This window comes from Guyparkeria halophila (assembly GCF_034479635.1).
GTDB lineage: Bacteria > Pseudomonadota > Gammaproteobacteria > Halothiobacillales > Halothiobacillaceae > Guyparkeria > Guyparkeria halophila.
On the sequence record NZ_CP140153.1, the window covers coordinates 2136235 to 2157390 of the forward strand.

Sequence of the window (21156 nt, forward strand, 5' to 3'; positions counted from 1 at the left end):
CAGCATAGCCGTCCAGCGCAACCCCGGAGTAACCATGGGCGATCCCGATCCGACCGACCTCTCAGAAGCCGCCCGCGAGGCTTTCGATGCCCTGCGCGAAATCGCGCCGTTCGACCGCATCGATCCGAGCATCCTCGCCGATGCGATGCAGGAGGGGCGCATCCGCCGGCTCGAGCAAGGCGAGGTATTGCTCGAGCCGCGCATGGGTCCGCCGGCGACGTTCTTCGTGCTGCTCTCCGGCCGCGTGGACGGCCTGGTCGAGGGCTCGGACGGTCACCCGGTCTGGTCGCTGAGCCGAGGCGACAGCTTCCCGCTGGGCGCCCTGATGGAAGACCGCCCGGTCAGCACTCGCCAGCAGGTCGCCGAACCGGGCAAGGCCGTCACGCTGCCGGCCAAGGCCTTCGCGCAGTTGCGGCGCGAAAGCGAGGCCTTTGACGACTTCTGCACCCGGCGCATCGGCCACCTGCTCACCCGCGGGCCGGCCGCCGAGGAAATCGACGACGGGGCCGGCCCCTCCGGCGCGCTGCTCGATCCCGCCACGCCGGTCCGCGCCCGGATGGAGTCGCGCACGCTGGCGCTCGACGGGGACACGACACTCGCCCAAGCCGCTCGCGAGCTCGAGGCCCACGGCGGCGAGGCGATCCTGGTCCACCTGCCCGACGGCTTTGGCATCGCCACACTGCGGGATCTCGCCTTCCGCGGGCTGACCCGGCCGGCCGATACCACGCTCGCCGACATCGCCACACGCGACCCGGTCGGCATCGATGCCGACACCTCGCTGCTCGAGGCGGCCGTGGCGCTGGCCGAGCACGGCTTTCATCACCTGCTGGTCACCGAGCGGGGCCGCGATGAACCGCTGGGCGTGCTGGACGAGGCCGCGCTCTATCGCGTCAATGCGATGACCCCGGGCCTGCTGCACCAGCGGATCGGCCGGGCACGAGATATCGAGGCACTGGCCGTCATCCGCCACGAGGTACCGGGCATCGTCGGCGCGCTGCTCGAATCCGGCTCGGAGTTCGCCCCGATCAGCCGGATCGTCAGCGGCATCAACGATGCGATCACCCGACGCGTGATCGGGCTGACGTTCGAGGACGCCCCCCTGCCCGCCGAGCTGGAGTGGTGCTGGCTCACCTTCGGCAGCGAGGCGCGCTCGGAGCAGACCCTGGCCACCGACCAGGACAACGGACTGGTCTTCAGCGGGCCGATCGAGCCCCAGGCGGCCCGGGATCATCTGCTGCCATTGGCCCGCCGGGTCAACGAGGCCCTCGATCAACTGGGCTATCCGCTGTGCCCCGGCAACATCATGGCCAGCAATCCGGACCTTTGCCTATCGGTCGATGAGTGGAACAAACGCTTTCGTGACTGGATCGACCAGGGCACGCCCGAGCACCTGCTCAAGGCCAGCATCTTCTTCGACGCACGCGGGCTGGCCGGGAGCGAATCGTTGTTCGAGCAATGGGCAAACGCCTGGCGCGAGCCGGCCAAGAAGAACAGCCGCTTCCGCCGCCAGCTTGCCGCCAACGCCCTGCGCAATCAGCCGCCACTGACCCTGTTCGGCGGCTTTCGCACCCGTTCTCGCGGCGGCCAACGCGGCATCGACATCAAGCTCGACGGCGCCACGCCATTCGTCGATGCTGCTCGTATCGAGGCACTGTCGCAGGGCTCGGCCGCCACGCGCACCGACCAGCGACTGGCCCTAGTGCCCGAACGCGCCCTGCCGGCCGAGGATCTGACCGCGGCCTACGACTTCATCCAGCGGCTGCGGCTGCGCCACCAGTACGCGCAGATCCAGCGCGGCGAGTCGCCGGACAACCTGATCGACCCGGACCGGCTCGACGGGCTCACCCAGCGATTGCTCAAGGAGTCCTTTCGCATCGCCCGCAAGTTTCAGCAGCATCTGTCCATCGCGTATCAACTCTGATGATGGGCGGTCAATAAACCGAGGTTCCCTTTCCCCCCACGGTTCCAGTAGGCTTACCGTGCTCCGAGGTGGGGGTGTGGTGGGGGCTTGATACCCGCCAGACCCCACCTCGGCTGGTAGGGAACCTCTGCACGAATGCCATGCCACTCTGGCTTGGCATTCGTGCAGAGGTTCCCAAGGAAGACATAAAAATGTTCGGACTCAACCGAAACTCGAGGAGCCACTTATGGAGCAACGTTCCAATCGCGCTAATTACTGGCGTGCCAACCTGAAGGTACTGTTCGGCTGTCTGGCCGTCTGGTTCCTGGTGTCCTACGTATTCGGCATTCTGCTGGTCGATACGCTCAACCAGATTCACCTGGGCGGTTATCCGCTGGGCTTCTGGTTCGCGCAGCAAGGCTCGATCTTCACCTTCGTGGTGCTGATCTTCTTTTACGCCTGGCGCATGAACGCCATCGACAAGAAATTCGGCGTCGCCGAAGACTGATAACGCAGGAGCCCAAGACACATGGAACTACAGACCCTGATTTACCTGGTGGTTGGCGCCACCTTCTTGCTTTACTTCGTCCTCGCGATCGTCGCCCGAGCCGGCACCACCAGCGAGTTCTACGTCGCCGGCAAGGGGATCAACCCTGTCCTCAACGGCATGGCAACCGCCGCCGACTGGATGTCCGCCGCGTCGTTCATCTCGATGGCGGGCCTGATCGCCTTCAACGGCTACTCGGCCTCCGCCTACCTGATGGGCTGGACCGGCGGCTACGTGCTGCTGGCGATGCTGCTCGCGCCGTACCTGCGCAAGTTCGGCAAGTTCACGGTGCCGGAATTCATCGGTGACCGCTTCTACTCGAACACCGCACGCGTTATCGCCGTCATTGCCCTGCTGGTCATCTCGCTGACCTACGTCATCGGTCAGATGAAGGGCGTCGGCGTGGCGTTCTCGCGCTTTTTGGAGACCTCGGTCGAGGTCGGCCTGTTCGCGGGCATGGGCATCGTGTTCGTCTACGCGGTACTCGGCGGCATGAAGGGGATCACCTACACGCAGATCGCGCAGTACGTGATCATGATCTTCGCCTACACCGTCCCGGCGATCTTCATCTCCCTGCAGCTGACCGGCCACTTCCTGCCGCAGACCGGCACGGGCGCCGAACTGGTCAACGGCTCGAACCAGTACCTGCTGCAGAAGCTGGACATGGTCCTGGTCGACCTGGGCTTTGCCGAGTACACCGGCACCCCGGACCTGATGAACACCTTCCTGCTGACGCTCGCGCTGATGATCGGTACCGCCGGTCTGCCGCACGTGCTGGTGCGGTTCTTCACCGTGCCGCGTGTCCGTGACGCCCGCAAGTCCGCCGGCTGGACCCTGCTGTTCATCGCGATCCTCTACACCACCGCCCCGGCCGTGGGTGCGATGGCGATGTGGAACACGCTCAAGACCGTGCAGGACACCGACCAGATCGGTGCACCGGAAGGCAACCTGCTCTACGCCGAGCGTCCGGACTGGATGAAGAGCTGGGAAACCACCGGCCTGCTGCAGTTCGAGGACAAGAACGGCGACGGCCGCATCCAGTACTACAACGACAAGAACGAAGACTTCGCGGCCATGGCCGAGGAAGAATTCGGCTGGGAAGGCAGCGAACTGTATGTCGATCGCGACATCATGGTGCTGGCCAACCCGGAGATCGCGAACTTGCCGAACTGGGTTATCGCGTTGATCGCCGCTGGTGGTATCGCCGCCGCGCTGTCGACCGCTGCGGGCCTGCTGCTGGCGATCTCGTCGGCCATCTCGCACGATCTTCTCAAGGGCGTGTTCATGCCGAACATCTCCGAGAAGAACGAGCTGATGGCCGGTCGGATCTCGATGACCGTCGCGATCATCATTGCCGGCTACCTGGGCCTTAACCCGCCGGGCTTTGCCGCCCAGGTGGTGGCGCTGGCCTTCGGTCTGGCCGCAAGCTCCCTGTTCCCGGCGCTGATGATGGGGATCTTCTCCAAGCGCATGAACAAGCAGGGCGCGATCGCGGGCATGCTGGCCGGTCTGACCATCACCCTGCTGTACATCTTCATGTACAAGGGCTGGTTCTTCATCCCGGGCACCAACCCGCTGCCGGACAACGCCGAGAACTGGCTGTTCGGCATCAACCCGACCTCGTTCGGTGCCATCGGTGCGGCAATCAACTTCATCGTAGCGATCCTGGTCGCGAAGATGACCACTCCGCCGCCGGCAGAGATCCAGGAGCTGGTCGAGGACGTCCGCGTCCCGCGCGCCAGCTGATCACCCGACCGGCAACCGCCGGTCCGAACGAACAAAACCCCGGGCAAGGCCCGGGGTTTTTTTGTGTCTGCTCGGTGCCTGACGTGGGTGAGGAAGATCAGCGCCCGCCGGCAATCACCCAGCCGGTAATCCCGGCAAACATCAGGATCACGCCCGCTGGCGCGAGCATCAACAGATTCATGAACTGGAGCTTGTCCTCCTCGCTGGTGAACACGATCGGCCCGAGCCCACCGATTACGCCCACCGCCGACATGATCGCGCCGATGACCAGCATGGCCTTTGATACCCGGGCAAAGCCGGGCTGACGCGACGGCGCCTCGAAACGGTAGGGATCACCAATACCCGGCTCGAACTCGTCGTCCGGGTGGTCGGTCGGTTTCTTCTCGGAAGGATCGGTCATCGTGGCACCCTGGTGCAGCGTTATGGAATATCCATGCAGAGACGTTGACGTTCGACGCAGCGCCTCGGCTGGAAAACGAAATCCTAGCAGGGGCGGACCAATGCACCGAGCCTCGGCGGGCAAAAACGGGCTTTTTGCTAGACTGGCCAGCGATATTGCCGGATTGGCCCAGTTGAACCGATACCCAAACCGGCCGGGACAACCCCCGCTCCCGTTCATCGCACATCAGACACGAGGAAGAACACCGTGCTCGAATTCTCCGTAAAGAGTGGCGCCCCGGAAAAGCAGCGTACCGCCTGCCTGATCGTCGGCGTCTTCGAATCCCGTCGGCTGACGGCAGCGGCGGAGACCATCGACCGGGTCAGTGACGGCTTTGTCTCGGCGATCACCCGGCGTGGCGACATGGATGGTGAACTGGGGGACACCCTGCTGCTGCACGGCGTCCCCAATGTGCAGGCCGACCGGGTGATGCTCGTTGGCCTGGGCAAGGAACGCGAACTCGATACGCGCGGACTGGTCAAGGCCACCCGGGCCGCCGTCGAGGCGCTGCATCACCGCGGCACGGCCGAATGCGTCAGTCACCTTTCCGAGATCGACGTGCGCGGCGTCAGCATGGAGCAGGTGCTGCGCCAGAGCATCGTCGCCATCGACGATGCCCTGTATCGATTCGACGAACTCAAGACCGACCGGGACCTGGGGCCGCGCCGCCCGCTGCGCAAGGTGACCTTCATCCTGCCAACCCGTCGGGAGCTGATGGAGGCCGAGCGCTACGTGCGCGAAGCCACCGCCATCAGCAACGGCATGCGAATGGCCAAAAATCTCGCGAACATGCCCGCCAACCTGCTCACCCCCACCACCATGGCCGAGCACGCGCGCAAGATGACCGAGACCCACCTGCACCTGTCGGTCGAGGTGCTCGATGCCTCGCGCATGGAGTCGCTGGGGATGAACGCGCTGCTGGCGGTGGCAAAGGGAAGCAGCGAGCCGCCCAAGATGATCGTGATGGAACACATGGGGGCAGACGCCGACACCCCGCCGATCGTGCTGGTCGGCAAGGGCGTGACCTTCGACACCGGGGGCATTTCGCTCAAGCCCGGCCCGGACATGGATCAGATGAAATTCGACATGGGCGGTGCGGCGGCCACCATTGGCGTAATGTCCGCCGTGGCGGAGATGCAGCTGCCGATCAACGTGGTCGGCATCGTTCCCACCGTGGAAAACATGCCCGACGGCGCGGCACTCAAGCCGGGCGACGTGATCCGCAGCATGTCCGGCCAGACCATCGAGGTGCTCAATACCGACGCCGAGGGCCGACTGATCCTCTGCGATGCCCTGACCTATGCCGCGCGCTACAAGCCGGCGGCGATCGTCGACATCGCCACCCTGACCGGGGCCGTCATCGTCGCCTTGGGTCGCCATCCGAGCGGCCTCTTGTCCAACCACGATCCCTTGGCCAAGGAACTGCTGCGGGCCGGCGAGGCGGCCAACGACCGCGCCTGGCAGCTGCCGCTGTGGGACGAATATCAGGACCAGCTCAAGAGCAATTTCGCCGACATGGCCAACATCGGCGGGCGCGAGGGCGGCAGCATCACCGCCGCCGCCTTCCTGTCACGTTTCGTCAAGGAACACCACTGGGCGCACCTCGACATCGCGGGGACGGCCTGGAAGGTCGGCGATGCCAAGGGTGCGACGGGCCGACCGGTCCCGCTGTTGGCCGAGTTCCTGATGCAGCGGGCCAGCCAGCAGCAGGACGGCAACGGCGGCGGGGCCGCCTGAACCCGACAAGGCCCGCCAGACGCAGAACGCCCCCGGCATGGACACGCCATGACCGGGGGCGTTTCGTTTCCGCCGAGAAAATCGTAGCCAGCGGCGCGGCCGGGAAAGCTCAGCCCTCGGCCGCGGCCCGCTCGAGGTTACGTCGGCGCTGCTGACGCTTCTTTTCCGGCAGGTTATCGAACAAGCGATCGCGCAAGGCGATGAAAAACCGCTCCACGTCCGGGATGCTCACGCCCGGCACATCGATCTCGGCAAAGGTACGGGCATAGAGCTTCTCGGCGCTGGCGCGAATCTCGTCGATCAGCGGCAATGCACGCTCGGTCAGACGGATGATCTTGCAGCGACGGTCCGTGCCGCACTGGACCCGCTCGACCCATTCGTCACGCGACAATCGGTCGATCATCGCGACCAGCGAGGGTCCCTCGATACCCAGCTCCTCGGCCAGTTCCGACTGGATCAACCCCTCCGGGTACAGCGACAGAATGGCCATGGTGCGCCACTTGGCCTGGCTCAGACCGTGATGGGAAAGCTCGTGATCGAGCAACTGGCGCCAGAGTTGGTCAACACGGTGCAGCAGCACCGGCACGCGATCCTCGGCACAGATGTCGAATTCCGTTTTCGTATCGGTCATGCGAAGCCCCTTGGTTACCTCGCCGATCTCGTTCAACCGGCATCAGCCCGTATTTTGCCAGCCCCGCCGACGACCTCCAACTATTAGCCAGTCAATACATCGCCCTGCCCAGATACAAAAAGACCGCCCACGGCCAGACGGCCGGGGCGGTCAGGATCACGGAGCGGCGCCGGATCAGGCGCAAGATGTTGTCACTCGCTGAAAATCACGTCCGACGTCACTCCCTCGTTGGCAGCAAACTGTTTGAGCCGACGCACCGCCTCGAGCTGGATCTGGCGCACGCGCTCGCGGGTGCAGCCCAGCAGGCTACCGACCTGCTCCAGGGTCGCCGGCTCGTGACCTCGCAGCCCATAGCGGCGCATCAGCACCTCGCGCTGCTTGCCCTCCAGCTTGTCGATCAACCGGTCGAGCAACTGCATGACGCCGTCGTCCTGCAGCTCGTCTTCCGGCAGCTGGCTGTTTTCGTCGGGCACCATATCAAGCAGGGAAAACTCGCCGTCACCCTTGAGGGGACTGTCGAACGAGGATTCCCGTTCGTTGTAGGACATCACCTTGAGCACGTCCTTGACCGGCTTGTCCAGATGCTCGGCGATCTGTTCGGGGCGGACATCGCCGTTCTGGCTCTGCGAAATCTTGCGGGCCGCGCGATTGTAGGAGTGCACTTCCTTGACCACGTGCACCGGCAGCCGAACGGTGCGGGCCTGGTTCATCAGCGCCCGCTCGATCGTCTGACGAATCCACCAGGTGGCATAGGTCGAAAAGCGAAAACCGCGTTCGGGGTCGAACTTCTCCACCGCTCGCATCAAACCGAGATTGCCCTCCTCGATCAGGTCCAGCAGGTCGAGGCCACGGTTGATGTAGCGGCGCGCCAGCTTGATCACCAGTCGCAGGTTGCAGACGATCATCTTCTGGCGGGCCCATTCCTCGCCGGCCTGCGCTCGACGGGAAAAGTCGATTTCCTCGGCGGGGGTCAGCAGACGCTCGGTCTCGACGTCCTTGAGGTACAGGCGAACCGGGTCGGGGGCCTCGGAATCCGCCACGCTGAAGTTGCGCGCGAACTCCGACGATTCGGCGGCAGCCGGCTTGCGAGCCACGCGAGGATCGACCGCGGCTTCGGCCGGATCGGCGGCCAGCTCGTCCACCTTGGCGGGTTCGACCTGGGTCATGCTGTCGTGAACGATTGCCTGTGCCATGTCTTATCCCTCGCTTGATTGCGATTGTCGTTGACTCAATCTGTGTACAACCTTTGCACAATCAATTGGGGCGATCAATCCCTACCGAATCGAATAAAACAACATTTCAGTTTCGATATATTGAAACTTGTACCGGGGAAGCACCTCTTCCGGTCGCGCGCAAGCGTGCTTTGCGCTGACGATCCGGCGAATATGTGTACAAGACATATACAACCATCCCGCGGTGATCAATCGCCGTCCCTGACAACTGCGACATGGGAATCGTCTGGAAGTTTTCAAGCGCACAGGCGTTGCCGGCCGCGCAGGCAACGAACCGACAACGGGAGAGACAAAAGGAAAGGATCGAGCGGGGAAAACGCGAGGGGGCCGCCGCCTCGCATCGGCTGATCCGGGCTGAGACGGGCGACGCCAAACACCCACGCGGGCGATGTCCGGCACGGCCGGTTATGGCAGATAGCGCTCCGGGTCGACCGGCTTGCCCTGGCGCCGGATCTGGAACAAGAGGTGGCCGCCCTGATCCGGCTTGCGGTGATCGCGAGGCCCGACTCGGGCAATGGTCTGCCCCACGCGGACCTGCTGCCCTTCCGAGACGGTCAGGCTCTTGTTGTAGGCATAGGCCGAGAGCCATTGGGCGTTGTGCTTGACGATGACGAGGTTGCCGTAGCCCGGCAAGCCATCGCCGGAATACACCACCTTGCCGCCAGCGGCCGCACGCACCGGGGTGCCGATGGCAGCGGCGAGGATCACGCCTTTCTGGGCGGGAGCGCCCTCGGGGAAGCGATGCAATACCCGCCCCTCCAAGGGCCACTTCCAGTCCACCGGCGAGGCGGCCGGCACGGCCCGGGAGGACCGTGAGCCACTGGATGCCGTTTTCTCCGGGCGGCTTGCGCTCGGCGCCTTGCTGGTCCGCCCAACGCTCGTCCCGCCGCCCGGCGAGCTGAGACGCAGACGCTGGCCAATCTTGAGGTGACGTGGGTTGGAAATACCGTTCCAGCGAGCCAGACGCTGCCAGTCCAGATCGTTGGCGACGGCAATCGAATAGAGGGTATCGCCGCCCTTGACGTAGTACACCGGCTGGCCACGCTCCCAGCTGCGGTAGTCGGTGGGGGTGGCGCAGCCGCTCAACACAAACAGTCCGGACAGCAAGCCGGCCACCAGCAGCCGGCGCAAACGAGACGAGACGAGAAGGGGCGGCTGGATACGCATGGGCTACATCAGCTGCCAGGCACCGATGGCAATCAGCAACAGGGCGACAAACAGCCACCCCAGCCATTCGATATAACGGCGCAGCGTCGGGGCGACGCGGGGCCCGGCCCAGGCCACCAGCCCCGACACGAGAAAAAAGCGCGCACCGCGGCCGACGAACGAGGCAACCACGAAGCCGAGCGGATTCATCGTCAACGCCCCGGCGGCAATGGTGAACACCTTGTAGGGAATCGGCGAGAAGCCGGCAACCAGCACCGCCCAGAACCCCCAATCAGCAAACCAGTCGCGGGCGCGCTCGAACCCTTCGGCGTAATGCGACTGGGTCAACCACGGTTCGATCGCCTCGATCGCCCAGAACCCGATCAGGTAGCCCAACACCCCACCGAGCACACTCCCCAGCGTCGCGATCAACGCAAAGCCCCACCAGCAGCGCGGCCGGGCCAGCGCCATGGGCATGAGCATGACGTCCGGGGGTATCGGGAAGAACGAGGACTCGGCAAAGCTCAGTGCCCCGAGCAAGGCTGGCCCACGGCGATGGGCCGACCAGGCCAGGACACGGTCATACAGTGGGCCGAACAGCCTCATGGGCACCTCATGCCGGCAGGTTCATGTCAGGGACCGTCACGCAAGGGATCCTGGCAAAAGTGGAACGAACGAGACCAGATCGTACCAGCGCGTCTGGTACTCGTTGTCGGCCAGCCGCGTGATCACGGTCAGCTTCTGCCCGCCACCCTGCGCCCCGACCGGGATCACCAGCCGCCCGCCGACGGCGAGCTGCTCCTTGAGTTCCGGGGGCACGGCGTCCGGGGCCGCGGTCACCACGATGGCCTCGAACGGCGCCTGCGAAGGCCAGCCCTTGAAGCCATCGCGATGCATGTAGCGGATATTGAGCAATCCCAACGCACGATGTCGGGCCTTGGCCTGGTCGAGAAAGGCGCCGATACGCTCGACGGTGAACACCGACTGGCATAACTGGGCTAGTACCGCGGCCTGGTAACCCGAGCCGGTCCCGACCTCGAGCACGCGACTCAATCGCCGCTCGCCTGACATGACCAGCTCGGTCATCCGGGCGACGATGTAGGGCTGCGACAGGGTCTGCCCCTGTCCGATCGGCAGCGAACAGTCTTCGTAGGCGCGCACGCTCTGCACCTCGTCGACAAAGGCCTCGCGCGGGACGGCGGCCATCGCGTCGAGCACCGGCTGCGCACGGACCCCCTGCGACACCAGCCGCTCGAGCATGGTCTGGCGCGCCCATTGGTAGTTGCGTCGGATCACCGGCCGCCCCTCAGGTCAGCCATTGCTCGAGCGACGGCATCGCCTCGTGACGGGTCATGTCGAAATGGATCGGCGTGACCGATACCCAACCGCCCAACAAGGCATGAAAGTCCGTGCCCTCGCCGGCATCCTCGGCCTCGCCGGCGGCCCCGATCCAGACGATCTCGCGTCCGCGCGGATCGGTGTCCCGGACCAGCTGGCCGGAGGGATGGCGCCGCCCCAGGCGCGTGGCGCGCACACCGCCGATCTGATCGAGCGGCGCGTCCGGCACATTGACGTTGAGCAGGGTATAAGCCGGCAGCGGGTGATTGTCGAGCCGACGAATCAGCCATTCGACCCAGTGCGCCGCCGACTCCAGGTACTCCGGGGCGAACGACTGGCAGGAGACCGCGATGGCCGGCAGACCCAGCGCTCGGCCTTCACTGGCCGCGGCGACGGTGCCGGAATAGAGCACGTCGTCACCCAGGTTGGCACCGTGGTTGATGCCCGAGACCACCAGGTCGGGCATTTCGGGCAGCAGCCCCTTGATGCCCAGATGCACGCAATCCGACGGCGTGCCGTCGATGACCCAGAGTCGCTCTTCGAGTTGGCGCGGACGCAGCGGGCGGGAGAGCGTCAGGCTGTTGGACGCCCCGCTGCGATCACGGTCCGGGGCGACAATGGTCACGGTGGCAAATCGGGCCAGGCGCTCGGCGAGGATGTTCAGCCCCGGTGAGAGATAGCCGTCGTCGTTACTTAAGAGAATATGCATGGATTGCTCGTTTCGATTCCGTAAGCCACGCCCCCACCGGGGCGCGACGGGATGGTCTCGCAAGGATACCGCCTGCGGGGCGGCAATTCAGCCCGTGCGATGGCACCGACCGGGACCGGGGCGCTATCATGCGCCCATGAATGACGAGTCACGCATCGACCCCGAGGATCGCGCGCTGTTCCTCGACGCCGTTGGCCCGGTGGAGCCGGTCGAGGACGAGCGCGTCGAACCCGAACGGCCCCGCGTCAGCGCCCGCCCTCGGCGGGATCCGGGCTTCGACGAGATGGTCGACGCGTTTGCCGTCAGCGACCTCGCGGACGCCCCCGAGCAGGGCGAACAGGTACAGTACCTGCGCCCCGGGGTACAGAAGGCCATCCTGCGCAAGCTCAAGCGCGGCGGCTACAGTGTCTCGGCGTCACTCGACCTGCACGGCCTGACCGTCGACCGCGCCCGCAACGAGGTGGCCGCCTTCATCCGCAGCGAACGCGGTGAGATGCGTCGCTGCGTGCGCATCGTCCATGGCAAGGGCTACCGATCCGCGGACGGCCAGCCGGTACTCAAGACCCTGCTCAATCGCTGGCTGCCCCAGCGCGACGATGTGGTCGCCTTCTGCTCCGCCCCGCCGCACGACGGCGGCACGGGCGCGCTCTACGTCCTGTTGCGGCGCCTCGGACCGGGCGACTGAGATTCCGAGGGAATCTCTGCACGAATCGATAGTGCCTCTGCGGGACCGCCAAGGGGCCAGATGCAAGGCGCGGTGCGCAGTGAATGGCCGTAGCCATTGGCAAGCGCCGCGTTGAGGCAGGTGGTCCCTTGGCGGCCCGCCCTGGCGGGGATTGCCAGAGCCACCATCGATTCGTGCAGAGGTGCCCTAGTCACCCCGTGGACGGGATCGATCGACACTGAACGGCAGCCGCACCAGGTACGCACCCGCCGTGCTGTGAATGCTCAGGTTGGCGCGCCAGTCGCTGCGATCGGTCGTGCAGACCGGCAGGATGACCGCTTCACGGTAGCTGCCGTCGGCCAGCCGGTCCAACCGGTAGGCGTTGATGCCCATGTCCATGCCGACCATCTCGAAGTCGACCCGGATCTCGCCAACCGCCTTGGCCGCCTCGCCCTGGGGCACGACGCGGAAGACCACCTTCTCCAGCGGCACGACCGTCTCGGGCAGGCGCACGAGGAACGAACCCAGCCCGTCGATGGCGATCTCGCAGCCTTCGCCCTTGAGTTCGCAATCCGCCGGCGCGGGCACTTCGTTAAGCGAGCCGCTCACCGGCGTATCGGTGGTCAGCTTGTCCGGCGCCCGCCCCCAGAGGTAGGTGAGCACACCCAACACCAGCAGCGTGGCCACCATCCATTTCGCTTGTTTCATGCTCATTCGTCGTTCCTCCAGACCGGGGCGCCTTCACCAGAAGGCCGAAATCGAGGCCACACCGAAGCCCCCCCGACGCCAAATGCGCGGCAGGTCCCCCACCACCACGCCGCCCAGCGCATAGACCGGCATGGCGGCGGCCTCGGCCAGCTCGGCAAACGCCGCCCAGCCCATGCCGCGGGCGCCGGGATGCGTTGCGGTGGCCCGGACAGGCGACACGGTCACCAGGTCGGCGGCCAGTTCGACCGCCCGCTCAAGGGTGGCCTGATCGTGCACGGCCGCGGTCACCAGATGACCACGCGCCTGCCAGTCCCGCACCTGCCCGGCGGACATCGACATGAGCCGGGCATGATTGAGATGCAGGCCGACCCGGGGGTCGAGCCCCTCCGGCCAGGACCGGTCGGCGGGCGGGTTGACCACCGGCCAGTGACCGGCGGCAAGTACCGCCCGGGCGAGCGCGGGCCACGGCACGCTCGCCTGCCCAACCGCCGGACCGGGGCGCAGGTTGACGAGCATCGGCGCGGGCAGCGAATGCAGCCGCGATTCGAGGCGCGCCTGCCAGCCGGTCAGCCCGTCGGCACGGACCGGCGGCGTAATTGCCAGGCAGCGCGGCAACACCAGCGCGTTGACCAGGCCGCGGTTGGCCGGCGGCATCGCGGCCAGCCAGTCGGCCCGGGCGTCCCGGTCGAGCGGTTCGGCCGCGAGCGCCTGCCCCTCCCCGGAGCGGGGCACGCCTACCCAATCGGTGACCTCGAAACCGATCAGCCGCAGACGGCGATCGGGATAATCCCAGTTGAGCGTGATCACCCGCCGGGCGCGCCGCACCCGGATACCGATCTCCTCGTCCAGCTCGCGTGCCAGCGCCTGGCGCAGGGTTTCGTCGTCCCGACGCTTGCCGCCGGGAAAGGCGCGCAGCCCCGCCAGATGCTTGCCATCGGGGCGGATCTCCGCCCAGACGCGACCATTCGGCTCGCGCAGCAGTCCCAGGACGATGTCGGTACGCGGCCGATCCATCGCGCTCAGGAACGGTACTCGGCGTTGATCTTGACGTAGTCGTAGGAGAAATCGCAGGTCCAGACCTGGTCGACAGCCGAACCCCGGCCAAGATCGATATGCATGGTGATTTCGGGCTCGGCCATCACCGCGGCCGCCTGGGCCTCGACGTAATGCGGGTCGCGGCCGCCATCGACCACCACGCGCACGTCGCCCAGCCACAAGCTGACATTGCCGACGTCGAGGTCGTCGATACCGGCGTAACCCACGGCCGCAAGGATCCGCCCGAGATTGGGGTCGGAGGCGAACAGGGCCGTCTTGACCAAGGGACTGTGCGCAATGGCCTTGCCCACCAGCCGGCACTCGGCACGGTCGCGTCCGCCGCTGACCTCGATGGTGACGAACTTGGTCGCCCCCTCGCCGTCACGCGCCAGGGCCTGGGCCAGGAACACGGCCACCTCGGCGACGGCATCGCGCAGCGGCGCGTAGTTCGGGTCGTCGGTGCCGGACACCTCGAGGCTGCCCGGCCGACCGTTGGCGATCAGCATGAAGGCATCATTGGTGGAGGTGTCGCCGTCGACGGTCACCCGGTTGAAACTTTCCTGGGTGACCTCGTCGAGCATCGCCTGCAGCACGGGCTTGGGCACCTGCGCATCGATACCCATGTAGCCGAGCATGGTCGCCATGTTGGGATGGATCATCCCCGAGCCCTTGGCGATCCCGGTGATGGTCACCGACGCGCCGCCGATCACGCGGGTCAGCGAGCGCCCCTTGGGGATGGTGTCGGTGGTCATGATCGCGGAGGCCGCCCGCAACCAGTTGTCCTCGACCGCCTCGGCGACCGCCGCGGGCAGCGCGGCGATGATCTTCTCCGACGGCAGGGTTTCCATGATCACCCCGGTGGAGAACGGCCAAACGGCCCGGTCGTCGCAACCCAGCCGGTGGGCCAGCGTGTGGCAGACCGACTCGGCGCGGCTCATACCGTCACGGCCGGTGCCGGCATTGGCATTGCCGGTATTGATCACCAGCGCCCGCGGGGCAACATCACTCGCGCGCCGGTCGCGGCACATGATGACCGGGGCAGCACAGTAGCGGTTCTGCGTGAACACACCGGCCATGGTCGCGCCTTCCGGCAACAGCATCACGGCCAGGTCGTCGCGATCGGCCTTGCGCACACCCGCCTGGGTGATCCCGATGCGGATGCCGGGAATGGGTTGCAATTCCCCGGCTGCCGGGGCGGTCAATCCAACGCTCATACCTTGAATGCTCCTCCCGCTCAGCCGCCGAACGCCATATTCAGCAATTGATTGGCCGACGTGCCGTTGAGCTGGAGATTGCCCTGTCGGAAGTCGATGGTGGTAGTGACCACGCCATCCTCGACACTGACCCAGCCCTGGGCAACCAACGGAGCAAGTTGCTCCTCGACGATCCCGACACGCTGCCCACGGGCCGCCGCGGACTTCTCGAGCAAGGCCAGCGGCATCTCGAGGCTGCCCTCGATCACCAGCGCACTGAGCATCGCCATCCACATCATCGGGTTGGGCTCGCCCTTGCTCACGCCGGCCGGCAATTCGGCGGCAAGCGTGATCTCGGTGTCACCCTCGGCGGTGGTGGCACGCAACGGCTCGATGGCGATGCGCGGCCCATGGCTCAGCAGGGCGGGCAGTTCGGCAACCACGGCATCGGTGAGGGCCTGGTCGATCGATGCCCCGCGCGCCGCAAGCTCTTGCAAGGTCTCCATCCGTTCGACCAGCGCACGCACCGCGGCGGCGTCCAGACGATCGACCGCGAGCCGCATCTCGGCATCACGGAATGCCTCGCCCTCGACCACGGCCTCGCCGACCTCGTAGGCAACGGCAAAGCCCCACTGAGCCTCGTCACGCGCCGAATCGAACCGCAGGATGAAATCCTCGACCCGACCCTGTCCGGTCGCCTCGGCAATCTCGAGGCGATCGATCTCGAACCGACCTTCACTGTCCCAGACGAATCCATCGTCGGCGACCTGCCCGGAGGCAATCAGGCGCAGCCCCTCGGTAACCACGGCCGAGCCGGACTCGACGCCATCCGCCTTGTCATCGACGGCCAACCGCTCGCCGTCGAGGCGATAGTCGAAGTGACCAGCGGCCGTCGTGTCGAGTGCGATGTCCGCCCCGGAAAAGTCGACGCCATCGCGCTTGACCGCCGGGATGCGACCAGTCGAATGGCTGGCACCGGTCGGGTACAGGGCGGTAGCCAGGGTGAAGTCGGCATCGTCACCGAACACCTCGGCCAAGGAATCGCGGAGCTCGGGGTCGGTCGGCTCCCATGTGGTATGAACGGTGGCGTACCGCCCGTCGATGCCCGGCATCTGGTCGATGCGATGCGTAAGCGTCACGCGCACCGGCTCCTGTTCGGGCAGGCGCAGCAGCAGCTCGGACTCGGCCCGGGATTCGAGATAACCGCGCTGATAGTCGGTCACCTCCAGTTCCATCGCATCACGCGTGCCCGGGAAGCCCTCGACCTCGGCCAGGGTGCGTTCCATCACATGTCCGGTAACGAACGGGGCGGCGGCAAGGATGGCCGCGACCACGACCACCACGGCAAGAATCAGACGTTTCATTCCCTGTCTCCTGATCAGATATTTCTCGGCGGGTAAAACCGCCCTCAGAGCTTGCCGCAGCAGTGCTTGTACTTCTTGCCCGAACCACAGTGACACGGGTCGTTACGGCCGATCTTCGGGTTCTCGCGACGCACCGGACGGGTGGGTGTCTCGCCGCCGGCCTCGTCCTGTCCCGACGGGCGGGCCGGGGCGGCCGGCTCTTCCGGCTCAGCGAACGTGGAGACCGACTCGTGGCGGGTACGCAACTGGCTCGGGTCGACGCGCGGGTTGTCGACCAACTCGTCGAGCATGGAGGTGATGTCGTCCTGCTCCATGCCCTCGGGCGCGGCGATCTGCAGGCGGGTCAGCGTGCGGACGATCTCGTAGTTCATGTCGTCGAGCATCTTGCCGAACATCTCGAACGCCTCGCGCTTGTACTCCTGCGTCGGGTTCTTCTGCGCGTAGCCGCGCAGGCCGATGCTCTGGCGCAGGTAGTCCATCGCCGCCAGGTGATCCTTCCATTGCGCGTCGAGCACCTGCAGCAGCACGCCCTTCTCGAACTGGCGCAGATTGTCCTCGCCCACCAGCTTTTCCTTCGCCTGGTAGTGACGCTGGGCGGTGTCGATAATCTTCTCCAGCAGCGTCTCGTCGTGGAGGTCGTCATCCTCGTCGAGCCATTTCTGGATCGGCAAATCGAGGCCGAAGTCCTCCTTCAGGTGGGCGGTCAGGCCCTCGACATCCCACATTTCCTCGAGCGCACCGAACGGCACGTAACGGCGGAACCGGTCGGCAAGCACCTCGCGGCGCATCGACTCGATGATCGGGCTGGTGTCGGTGGTCGCCATGACGGCACGGCGCTGCTCGTAGATGACCTTGCGTTGCTCGTTGGCAACGTTGTCGTAATCGAGCAGGTGCTTGCGCATGTCGAAGTTGTGGCCCTCGACCTTGCGCTGGGCATTCTCGATGGCGCGCGAGACCCAGGGGTGCTCGATCGCCTCGCCCGATTTCATGCCCAGCTTTTTCATCAGCCCGGAGACGCGGTCGGAGGCGAACACCCGCATCAGATTGTCTTCCAGGGAGAGGAAGAACCGGGTCGAGCCCGGGTCGCCCTGACGACCGGCGCGACCACGCAGCTGGTTGTCGACCCGGCGGGATTCGTGACGCTCGGTGCCGACCACGTGCAGGCCGCCGGATTCGAGCACCGCCTCGTGGCGCTGCTGCCACGAGGCCTCGACCTCGTGCTGCGCTTCCTCGCTGGCATCCGGCCCGAGATCGTGGAGTTCCTGCTCGAGGTTGCCGCCCAGCACGATGTCGGTGCCGCGGCCGGCCATGTTCGTGGCGATGGTCACCGCCCCCGGACGCCCGGCCTCGGCAATGATCTCCGCTTCGCTCAGGTGATTCTTGGCGTTGAGGACGTTATGCGGGATGCCGGCCTGCTGCAGCGCCTCGGATACGATCTCGGAGGCGTCGATGGAGGCGGTGCCCACCAGGGTGGGCTGACCGCGGTCGCGGGCCGCCTGCACGTCCTTGGTGATGGCCCCGTATTTCTCCTCGGCGGTGAGGAAGACCAGGTCACCGTGGTCGATCCGCTGGATCGGACGGTTGGTCGGGATCTGGATCACGTCCAGGCCGTAGATCTCGCCCAGCTCGCGCGCCTCGGTAATCGCCGTGCCGGTCATGCCGGCCAGCTTGGGGTAGAGACGGAAGTAGTTCTGGAAGGTGATCGAGGCGAGCGTCTGGTTCTCGGGCTTGATCGTCACCCCTTCCTTCGCCTCGACGGCCTGGTGCAGGCCTTCCGACCAGCGACGACCGGCCAGCGTCCGGCCGGTGAACTCGTCGACGATGATCACGTCGTCGCCCTTGACGATGTAGTCGACGTTGCGCTTGTAGATCGCATGCGCGCGCAGGGCCGAGGTCAGGTGCGAGAGCAGCATGATGTTGTGCGAGTCGTACAGCGACTCGCCTTCCTCGAGCAGACCGGCCTGGATCAGCAATTCCTCGGCCTTGTCGAAGCCCTGCTCGGTGAGGAAGGCCTGCTTGTTCTTCTCGTCGACGGTGAAGTCGCCACGCTCCTCGTCGGTCAGCGGCGGCTCGTCGTCCTTGGGCTCTTCACGTGCCTGACGCTTGAGCTCGGGGATCAGGCCGTTGATGGTGTGGTAGGTCTCGGAGGAGTCGGCGGCGGGGCCGGAGATGATCAACGGCGTGCGCGCCTCGTCGATCAGGATCGAGTCGACCTCGTCGACGATCGCGAAGACCGGCTCGCGCTGCATGATCTGCTCGGCGGAGAAGGCCATGTTGTCGCGCAGGTAGTCGAAGCCGAGCTCGTTGTTGGTCGCATAGGTGACGTCGCAGTAATAGGCGTCGCGCTTGGCGCGTGCGTCCATCCCGGGCACGACCGTACCCACGGTCAGGCCCAGCGCGGTATAGACGCGCCCCATCCATTCGGCATCGCGCTTGGCCAGGTAGTCGTTGACCGTCACCACGTGCACGCCCTTTTTCGTGATGGCGTTGAGGTAGACGGCCAGGGTCGCGACCAGGGTCTTGCCCTCACCGGTCTTCATCTCGGCGACCTTGCCCTCGTGGAGCACCATGCCGCCGATCAGCTGCACGTCGAAGTGGCGCATGCCCATCACGCGCCGACTCATCTCGCGGCAGACGGCAAAGGCCTCGGGCAGCAGGGAATCGAGGCTCTCGCCATCGGCCCAGCGCTGGTGGAACTCCTCGGTACGTCCTTTCAGCTCATCGTCGGATAGCGCTTGGGTCGCCTCCTCGAGGGCATTGATCTCCGTGACGCGTTTCCTGAGCTTCTTGACCTGACGGTCATTGCGCGTACCGAAAACCTTGGCTGCAAGCGATCCAATCATGTCCTATCCCGTGTTTCGACAAACCACGCCAATGCGGCGCGCGAAAAATGAGGAACCACCGTGGTCGCCGAGCGCCCCGACGGCGCTGCGAAACGCGACCGGTCCGAGGGCTCGGCGTGCCGAAAAAGCGGCGGAGCGGATCCGCGGGCAGTTCCTTGGCAAATGCGCTGAATCTTACGGCAGATGCGTGGATAATGATAGGCGGCGAGCCGTGCCCCACGCCCGGCCCCGCGCCCGTCACAACCCCGTCACGAAAGGCCGCGCGATGAATCTGGAACGCTACCGCCTGAACAACCCCACGCTGGCCGGCATTCTCGACCGGGTGGCCCTGATCCGGGGCTACCAGGCAATCGTCGACGGCCTGGTGCCGGGCCGTTCCGGAATGAGCGTGCAGGTGCTCAATGTCAACGAACAGACGCTGACCATCGGCGTGCCCAGCGCGGCGGTCGCCAGCCGGCTGCGTTTCGAGGCCCCCGATCTGCTTGCCCGATTGCACAAGGCACTCGAGGCACACCCCGGCGCCCCGCGACCGGCGAGCATCCGGGTGCGCATCACCTCCGGCCGCCCCCCGATGAGACCGAAGCCTCGCGACCATGATCGACCCGCCTCGCAGGCGGGCAGCCAGGCACTGCACTACCTGGCGGAGGCGCAGTCGGGCAGTGACCTTTCGCGGGCATTGGAGCGGCTTTCCCAGGCGATCAAGCCGACGCAGGATTAATCGACGGCCAAGGCAATGATCGTGGCTGGCACGACCGCCCTGCCCCGCGACAATGCTCAGAGCATCTGGGGCAAGAACTGGTCTCGGCGGTCAATGGTCTGACCGGAAACCATGAACACGCCGTCACCGGTGTAGTGGAGGGTCTCCGGATAGACCGGCTCGGGGGCAACGCGGGCGAGGACGACCTCGAAGACGAAGAAGTTGCGGTCTTCCACCAGCCGATCGTCGACCAGCCGGCATTCGAAATTGGCGTGGCATTCGGCCACACGGGGCACCGCCACGGACCCACCCGGTTCGGCGGTCAGATGGAAACGCTCGAACTTGTCGATCAGCTCACCGCTGGTATTGCCGACACCGATGACCTCGTCGATCAGGTCCGCCGTCGGCAGGTTGATCACGCATTCGCCGGAGCGGCGAACCAGGTCGAAGCTGTGGTTGCCTGCGGCAATCACGCAGCCGACCGTGGAGGGCGAGAACGCCATCACGGTATGCCAGCCCAGGGTCATGATGTCGCGCTCGCCGTCACAGGCCGAGGAAACCAGCACCACGGGACCGGGTTCGAGGTAGCGGCGGACCTTCTCCACCGGGAAATCGACTTTTGACGGCCTGTCCATGCCCGGACCTTAGATCAGGCAGGAGACACCTGCCCCGCGCCCAGCCTGATCCTCAGAGGGCGTGCCAGTCGAAGGCGGACGGCTTGGACCGGGCCGGCAGCCGCCCGCGGCGCACCAGTCCCTCGATACGCGTGAAGACGTCGGCGCGACCAAAGGGCTTTTTCATGAAGTCGTCCGAGCCGAGCCGGTCGAGCACCATGCGGGCCATCGACTGCTCGTCGCCACTGATCATGATGACCGGCACCTTGGCGGTCGCCGGATCCTGGCGCAGGCGGCGCAGGGCGGCAAAGCCGTTCATGCCGGGAAGCAGGATATCGAGGAAGATCAGGTCCGGTGGGTACTGGCGCGCCAGCTGCAGACCCGATTCGGCATCGCCGGCGGCGATCGGTTCATACTCGTTCTGGCTGAGCATCCGGCTCAGGATCTTGACCACGGTCTTGGAGTCATCGATCACCAGGATGCGGCATCCTCGCGGCGCCTCGTAACGGCGCGCCCGACGACGATCCCCAGATTTCCGCAGCCCCAACAGGCCGCTCATGCGACGCATGTAGCCCATGACACATCTCCTTGTGGTTGGTTGATCGCACCGGCC

At 65.8% G+C, this 21156-nt stretch carries 20 protein-coding genes; 6 read left to right on the forward strand and 14 right to left on the reverse strand.

The features are described from left to right. Positions 1-34: 34 nt before the first annotated feature. From SR882_RS09635 to SR882_RS09645, 3 genes are all read left to right on the forward strand, one after another. Entirely contained in the window at positions 35-1921 is a 1887-nt protein-coding gene (locus SR882_RS09635) for a DUF294 nucleotidyltransferase-like domain-containing protein (RefSeq protein WP_322521031.1), read from the forward strand. Between the two features lie 226 nt (positions 1922-2147). Beyond that, positions 2148-2408, forward strand: a complete 261-nt coding sequence (locus tag SR882_RS09640) for a DUF4212 domain-containing protein (protein ID WP_322521032.1) — start codon at positions 2148-2150, stop codon at positions 2406-2408. A gap of 21 nt (positions 2409-2429) precedes the next feature. Further along, the gene (locus SR882_RS09645; RefSeq protein ID WP_322521033.1) at positions 2430-4193 is read left to right on the forward strand and encodes a sodium:solute symporter family protein; all 1764 of its coding nucleotides are present in this window, start codon (positions 2430-2432) and stop codon (positions 4191-4193) included. A gap of 97 nt (positions 4194-4290) precedes the next feature. On the opposite strand, the gene SR882_RS09650 is transcribed toward SR882_RS09645, so the two are convergent. Then, positions 4291-4593, reverse strand: coding sequence for a hypothetical protein (locus tag SR882_RS09650; protein WP_322521034.1), 303 nt, complete (start codon positions 4591-4593; stop codon positions 4291-4293). A 246-nt stretch (positions 4594-4839) separates the two neighbouring features. Between SR882_RS09650 and SR882_RS09655 the strand changes: the two genes are divergently transcribed. Continuing rightward, the gene (locus tag SR882_RS09655) at positions 4840-6369 is read left to right on the forward strand and encodes a leucyl aminopeptidase (protein ID WP_322521035.1); all 1530 of its coding nucleotides are present in this window, start codon (positions 4840-4842) and stop codon (positions 6367-6369) included. Positions 6370-6478: 109 nt separating this feature from the next. Here the strand turns inward: SR882_RS09655 and SR882_RS09660 are convergent, their stop codons facing one another. The 6 genes from SR882_RS09660 to surE form a co-directional block, all read right to left on the reverse strand. After that, entirely contained in the window at positions 6479-7000 is a 522-nt protein-coding gene (locus tag SR882_RS09660) for a MarR family winged helix-turn-helix transcriptional regulator (RefSeq protein WP_322521036.1), read from the reverse strand. Positions 7001-7191: 191 nt separating this feature from the next. Further along, positions 7192-8193: an RNA polymerase sigma factor RpoS gene (gene rpoS, locus SR882_RS09665; protein ID WP_322521037.1), complete on the reverse strand. Its 1002-nt coding sequence runs from the start codon at positions 8191-8193 to the stop codon at positions 7192-7194. A 444-nt stretch (positions 8194-8637) separates the two neighbouring features. Then, positions 8638-9399 (reverse strand): peptidoglycan DD-metalloendopeptidase family protein, encoded by a 762-nt coding sequence (locus SR882_RS09670; protein ID WP_322521038.1) that lies wholly within the window; start codon positions 9397-9399, stop codon positions 8638-8640. Positions 9400-9402: 3 nt separating this feature from the next. Continuing rightward, positions 9403-9984, reverse strand: a complete 582-nt coding sequence (locus tag SR882_RS09675; RefSeq protein ID WP_322521039.1) for a YqaA family protein — start codon at positions 9982-9984, stop codon at positions 9403-9405. Between the two features lie 36 nt (positions 9985-10020). After that, entirely contained in the window at positions 10021-10674 is a 654-nt protein-coding gene (locus SR882_RS09680) for a protein-L-isoaspartate(D-aspartate) O-methyltransferase (RefSeq protein WP_322521040.1), read from the reverse strand. A 10-nt stretch (positions 10675-10684) separates the two neighbouring features. Continuing rightward, entirely contained in the window at positions 10685-11425 is a 741-nt protein-coding gene (surE, locus tag SR882_RS09685; RefSeq protein ID WP_322521041.1) for a 5'/3'-nucleotidase SurE, read from the reverse strand. Positions 11426-11561: 136 nt separating this feature from the next. Between surE and SR882_RS09690 the strand changes: the two genes are divergently transcribed. Then, complete coding sequence (locus SR882_RS09690; protein ID WP_322521042.1) at positions 11562-12110, forward strand: Smr/MutS family protein; 549 nt, start codon at positions 11562-11564, stop codon at positions 12108-12110. Positions 12111-12296: 186 nt separating this feature from the next. Here the strand turns inward: SR882_RS09690 and SR882_RS09695 are convergent, their stop codons facing one another. From SR882_RS09695 to secA, 5 genes are read right to left on the reverse strand one after another with little or no spacing between them, the layout of a single operon-like run. Further along, a complete protein-coding gene (locus SR882_RS09695; protein WP_322521043.1) occupies positions 12297-12797 on the reverse strand; it encodes a hypothetical protein in 501 nt (166 codons plus the stop codon). A gap of 33 nt (positions 12798-12830) precedes the next feature. Then, positions 12831-13811: a thiamine phosphate synthase gene (locus SR882_RS09700; protein WP_322521044.1), complete on the reverse strand. Its 981-nt coding sequence runs from the start codon at positions 13809-13811 to the stop codon at positions 12831-12833. A 5-nt stretch (positions 13812-13816) separates the two neighbouring features. Beyond that, positions 13817-15046: a bifunctional glutamate N-acetyltransferase/amino-acid acetyltransferase ArgJ gene (argJ, locus tag SR882_RS09705; RefSeq protein ID WP_322521045.1), complete on the reverse strand. Its 1230-nt coding sequence runs from the start codon at positions 15044-15046 to the stop codon at positions 13817-13819. A 20-nt stretch (positions 15047-15066) separates the two neighbouring features. After that, complete coding sequence (locus SR882_RS09710) at positions 15067-16389, reverse strand: DUF945 family protein (protein WP_322521046.1); 1323 nt, start codon at positions 16387-16389, stop codon at positions 15067-15069. Between the two features lie 44 nt (positions 16390-16433). Beyond that, the gene (gene secA / locus SR882_RS09715; RefSeq protein WP_322521047.1) at positions 16434-19232 is read right to left on the reverse strand and encodes a preprotein translocase subunit SecA; all 2799 of its coding nucleotides are present in this window, start codon (positions 19230-19232) and stop codon (positions 16434-16436) included. Between the two features lie 265 nt (positions 19233-19497). On the opposite strand from secA, the gene SR882_RS09720 reads away from it, so the two are divergent. Continuing rightward, positions 19498-19950, forward strand: coding sequence for a DciA family protein (locus SR882_RS09720; protein WP_322521048.1), 453 nt, complete (start codon positions 19498-19500; stop codon positions 19948-19950). 56 nt (positions 19951-20006) lie between these two features. Here the strand turns inward: SR882_RS09720 and SR882_RS09725 are convergent, their stop codons facing one another. Beyond that, positions 20007-20564 (reverse strand): flavin reductase family protein, encoded by a 558-nt coding sequence (locus tag SR882_RS09725; RefSeq protein ID WP_322521049.1) that lies wholly within the window; start codon positions 20562-20564, stop codon positions 20007-20009. 52 nt (positions 20565-20616) lie between these two features. Next, positions 20617-21120: a response regulator gene (locus tag SR882_RS09730; RefSeq protein ID WP_322521050.1), complete on the reverse strand. Its 504-nt coding sequence runs from the start codon at positions 21118-21120 to the stop codon at positions 20617-20619. Between the last annotated feature and the right edge of the window lie 36 nt (positions 21121-21156).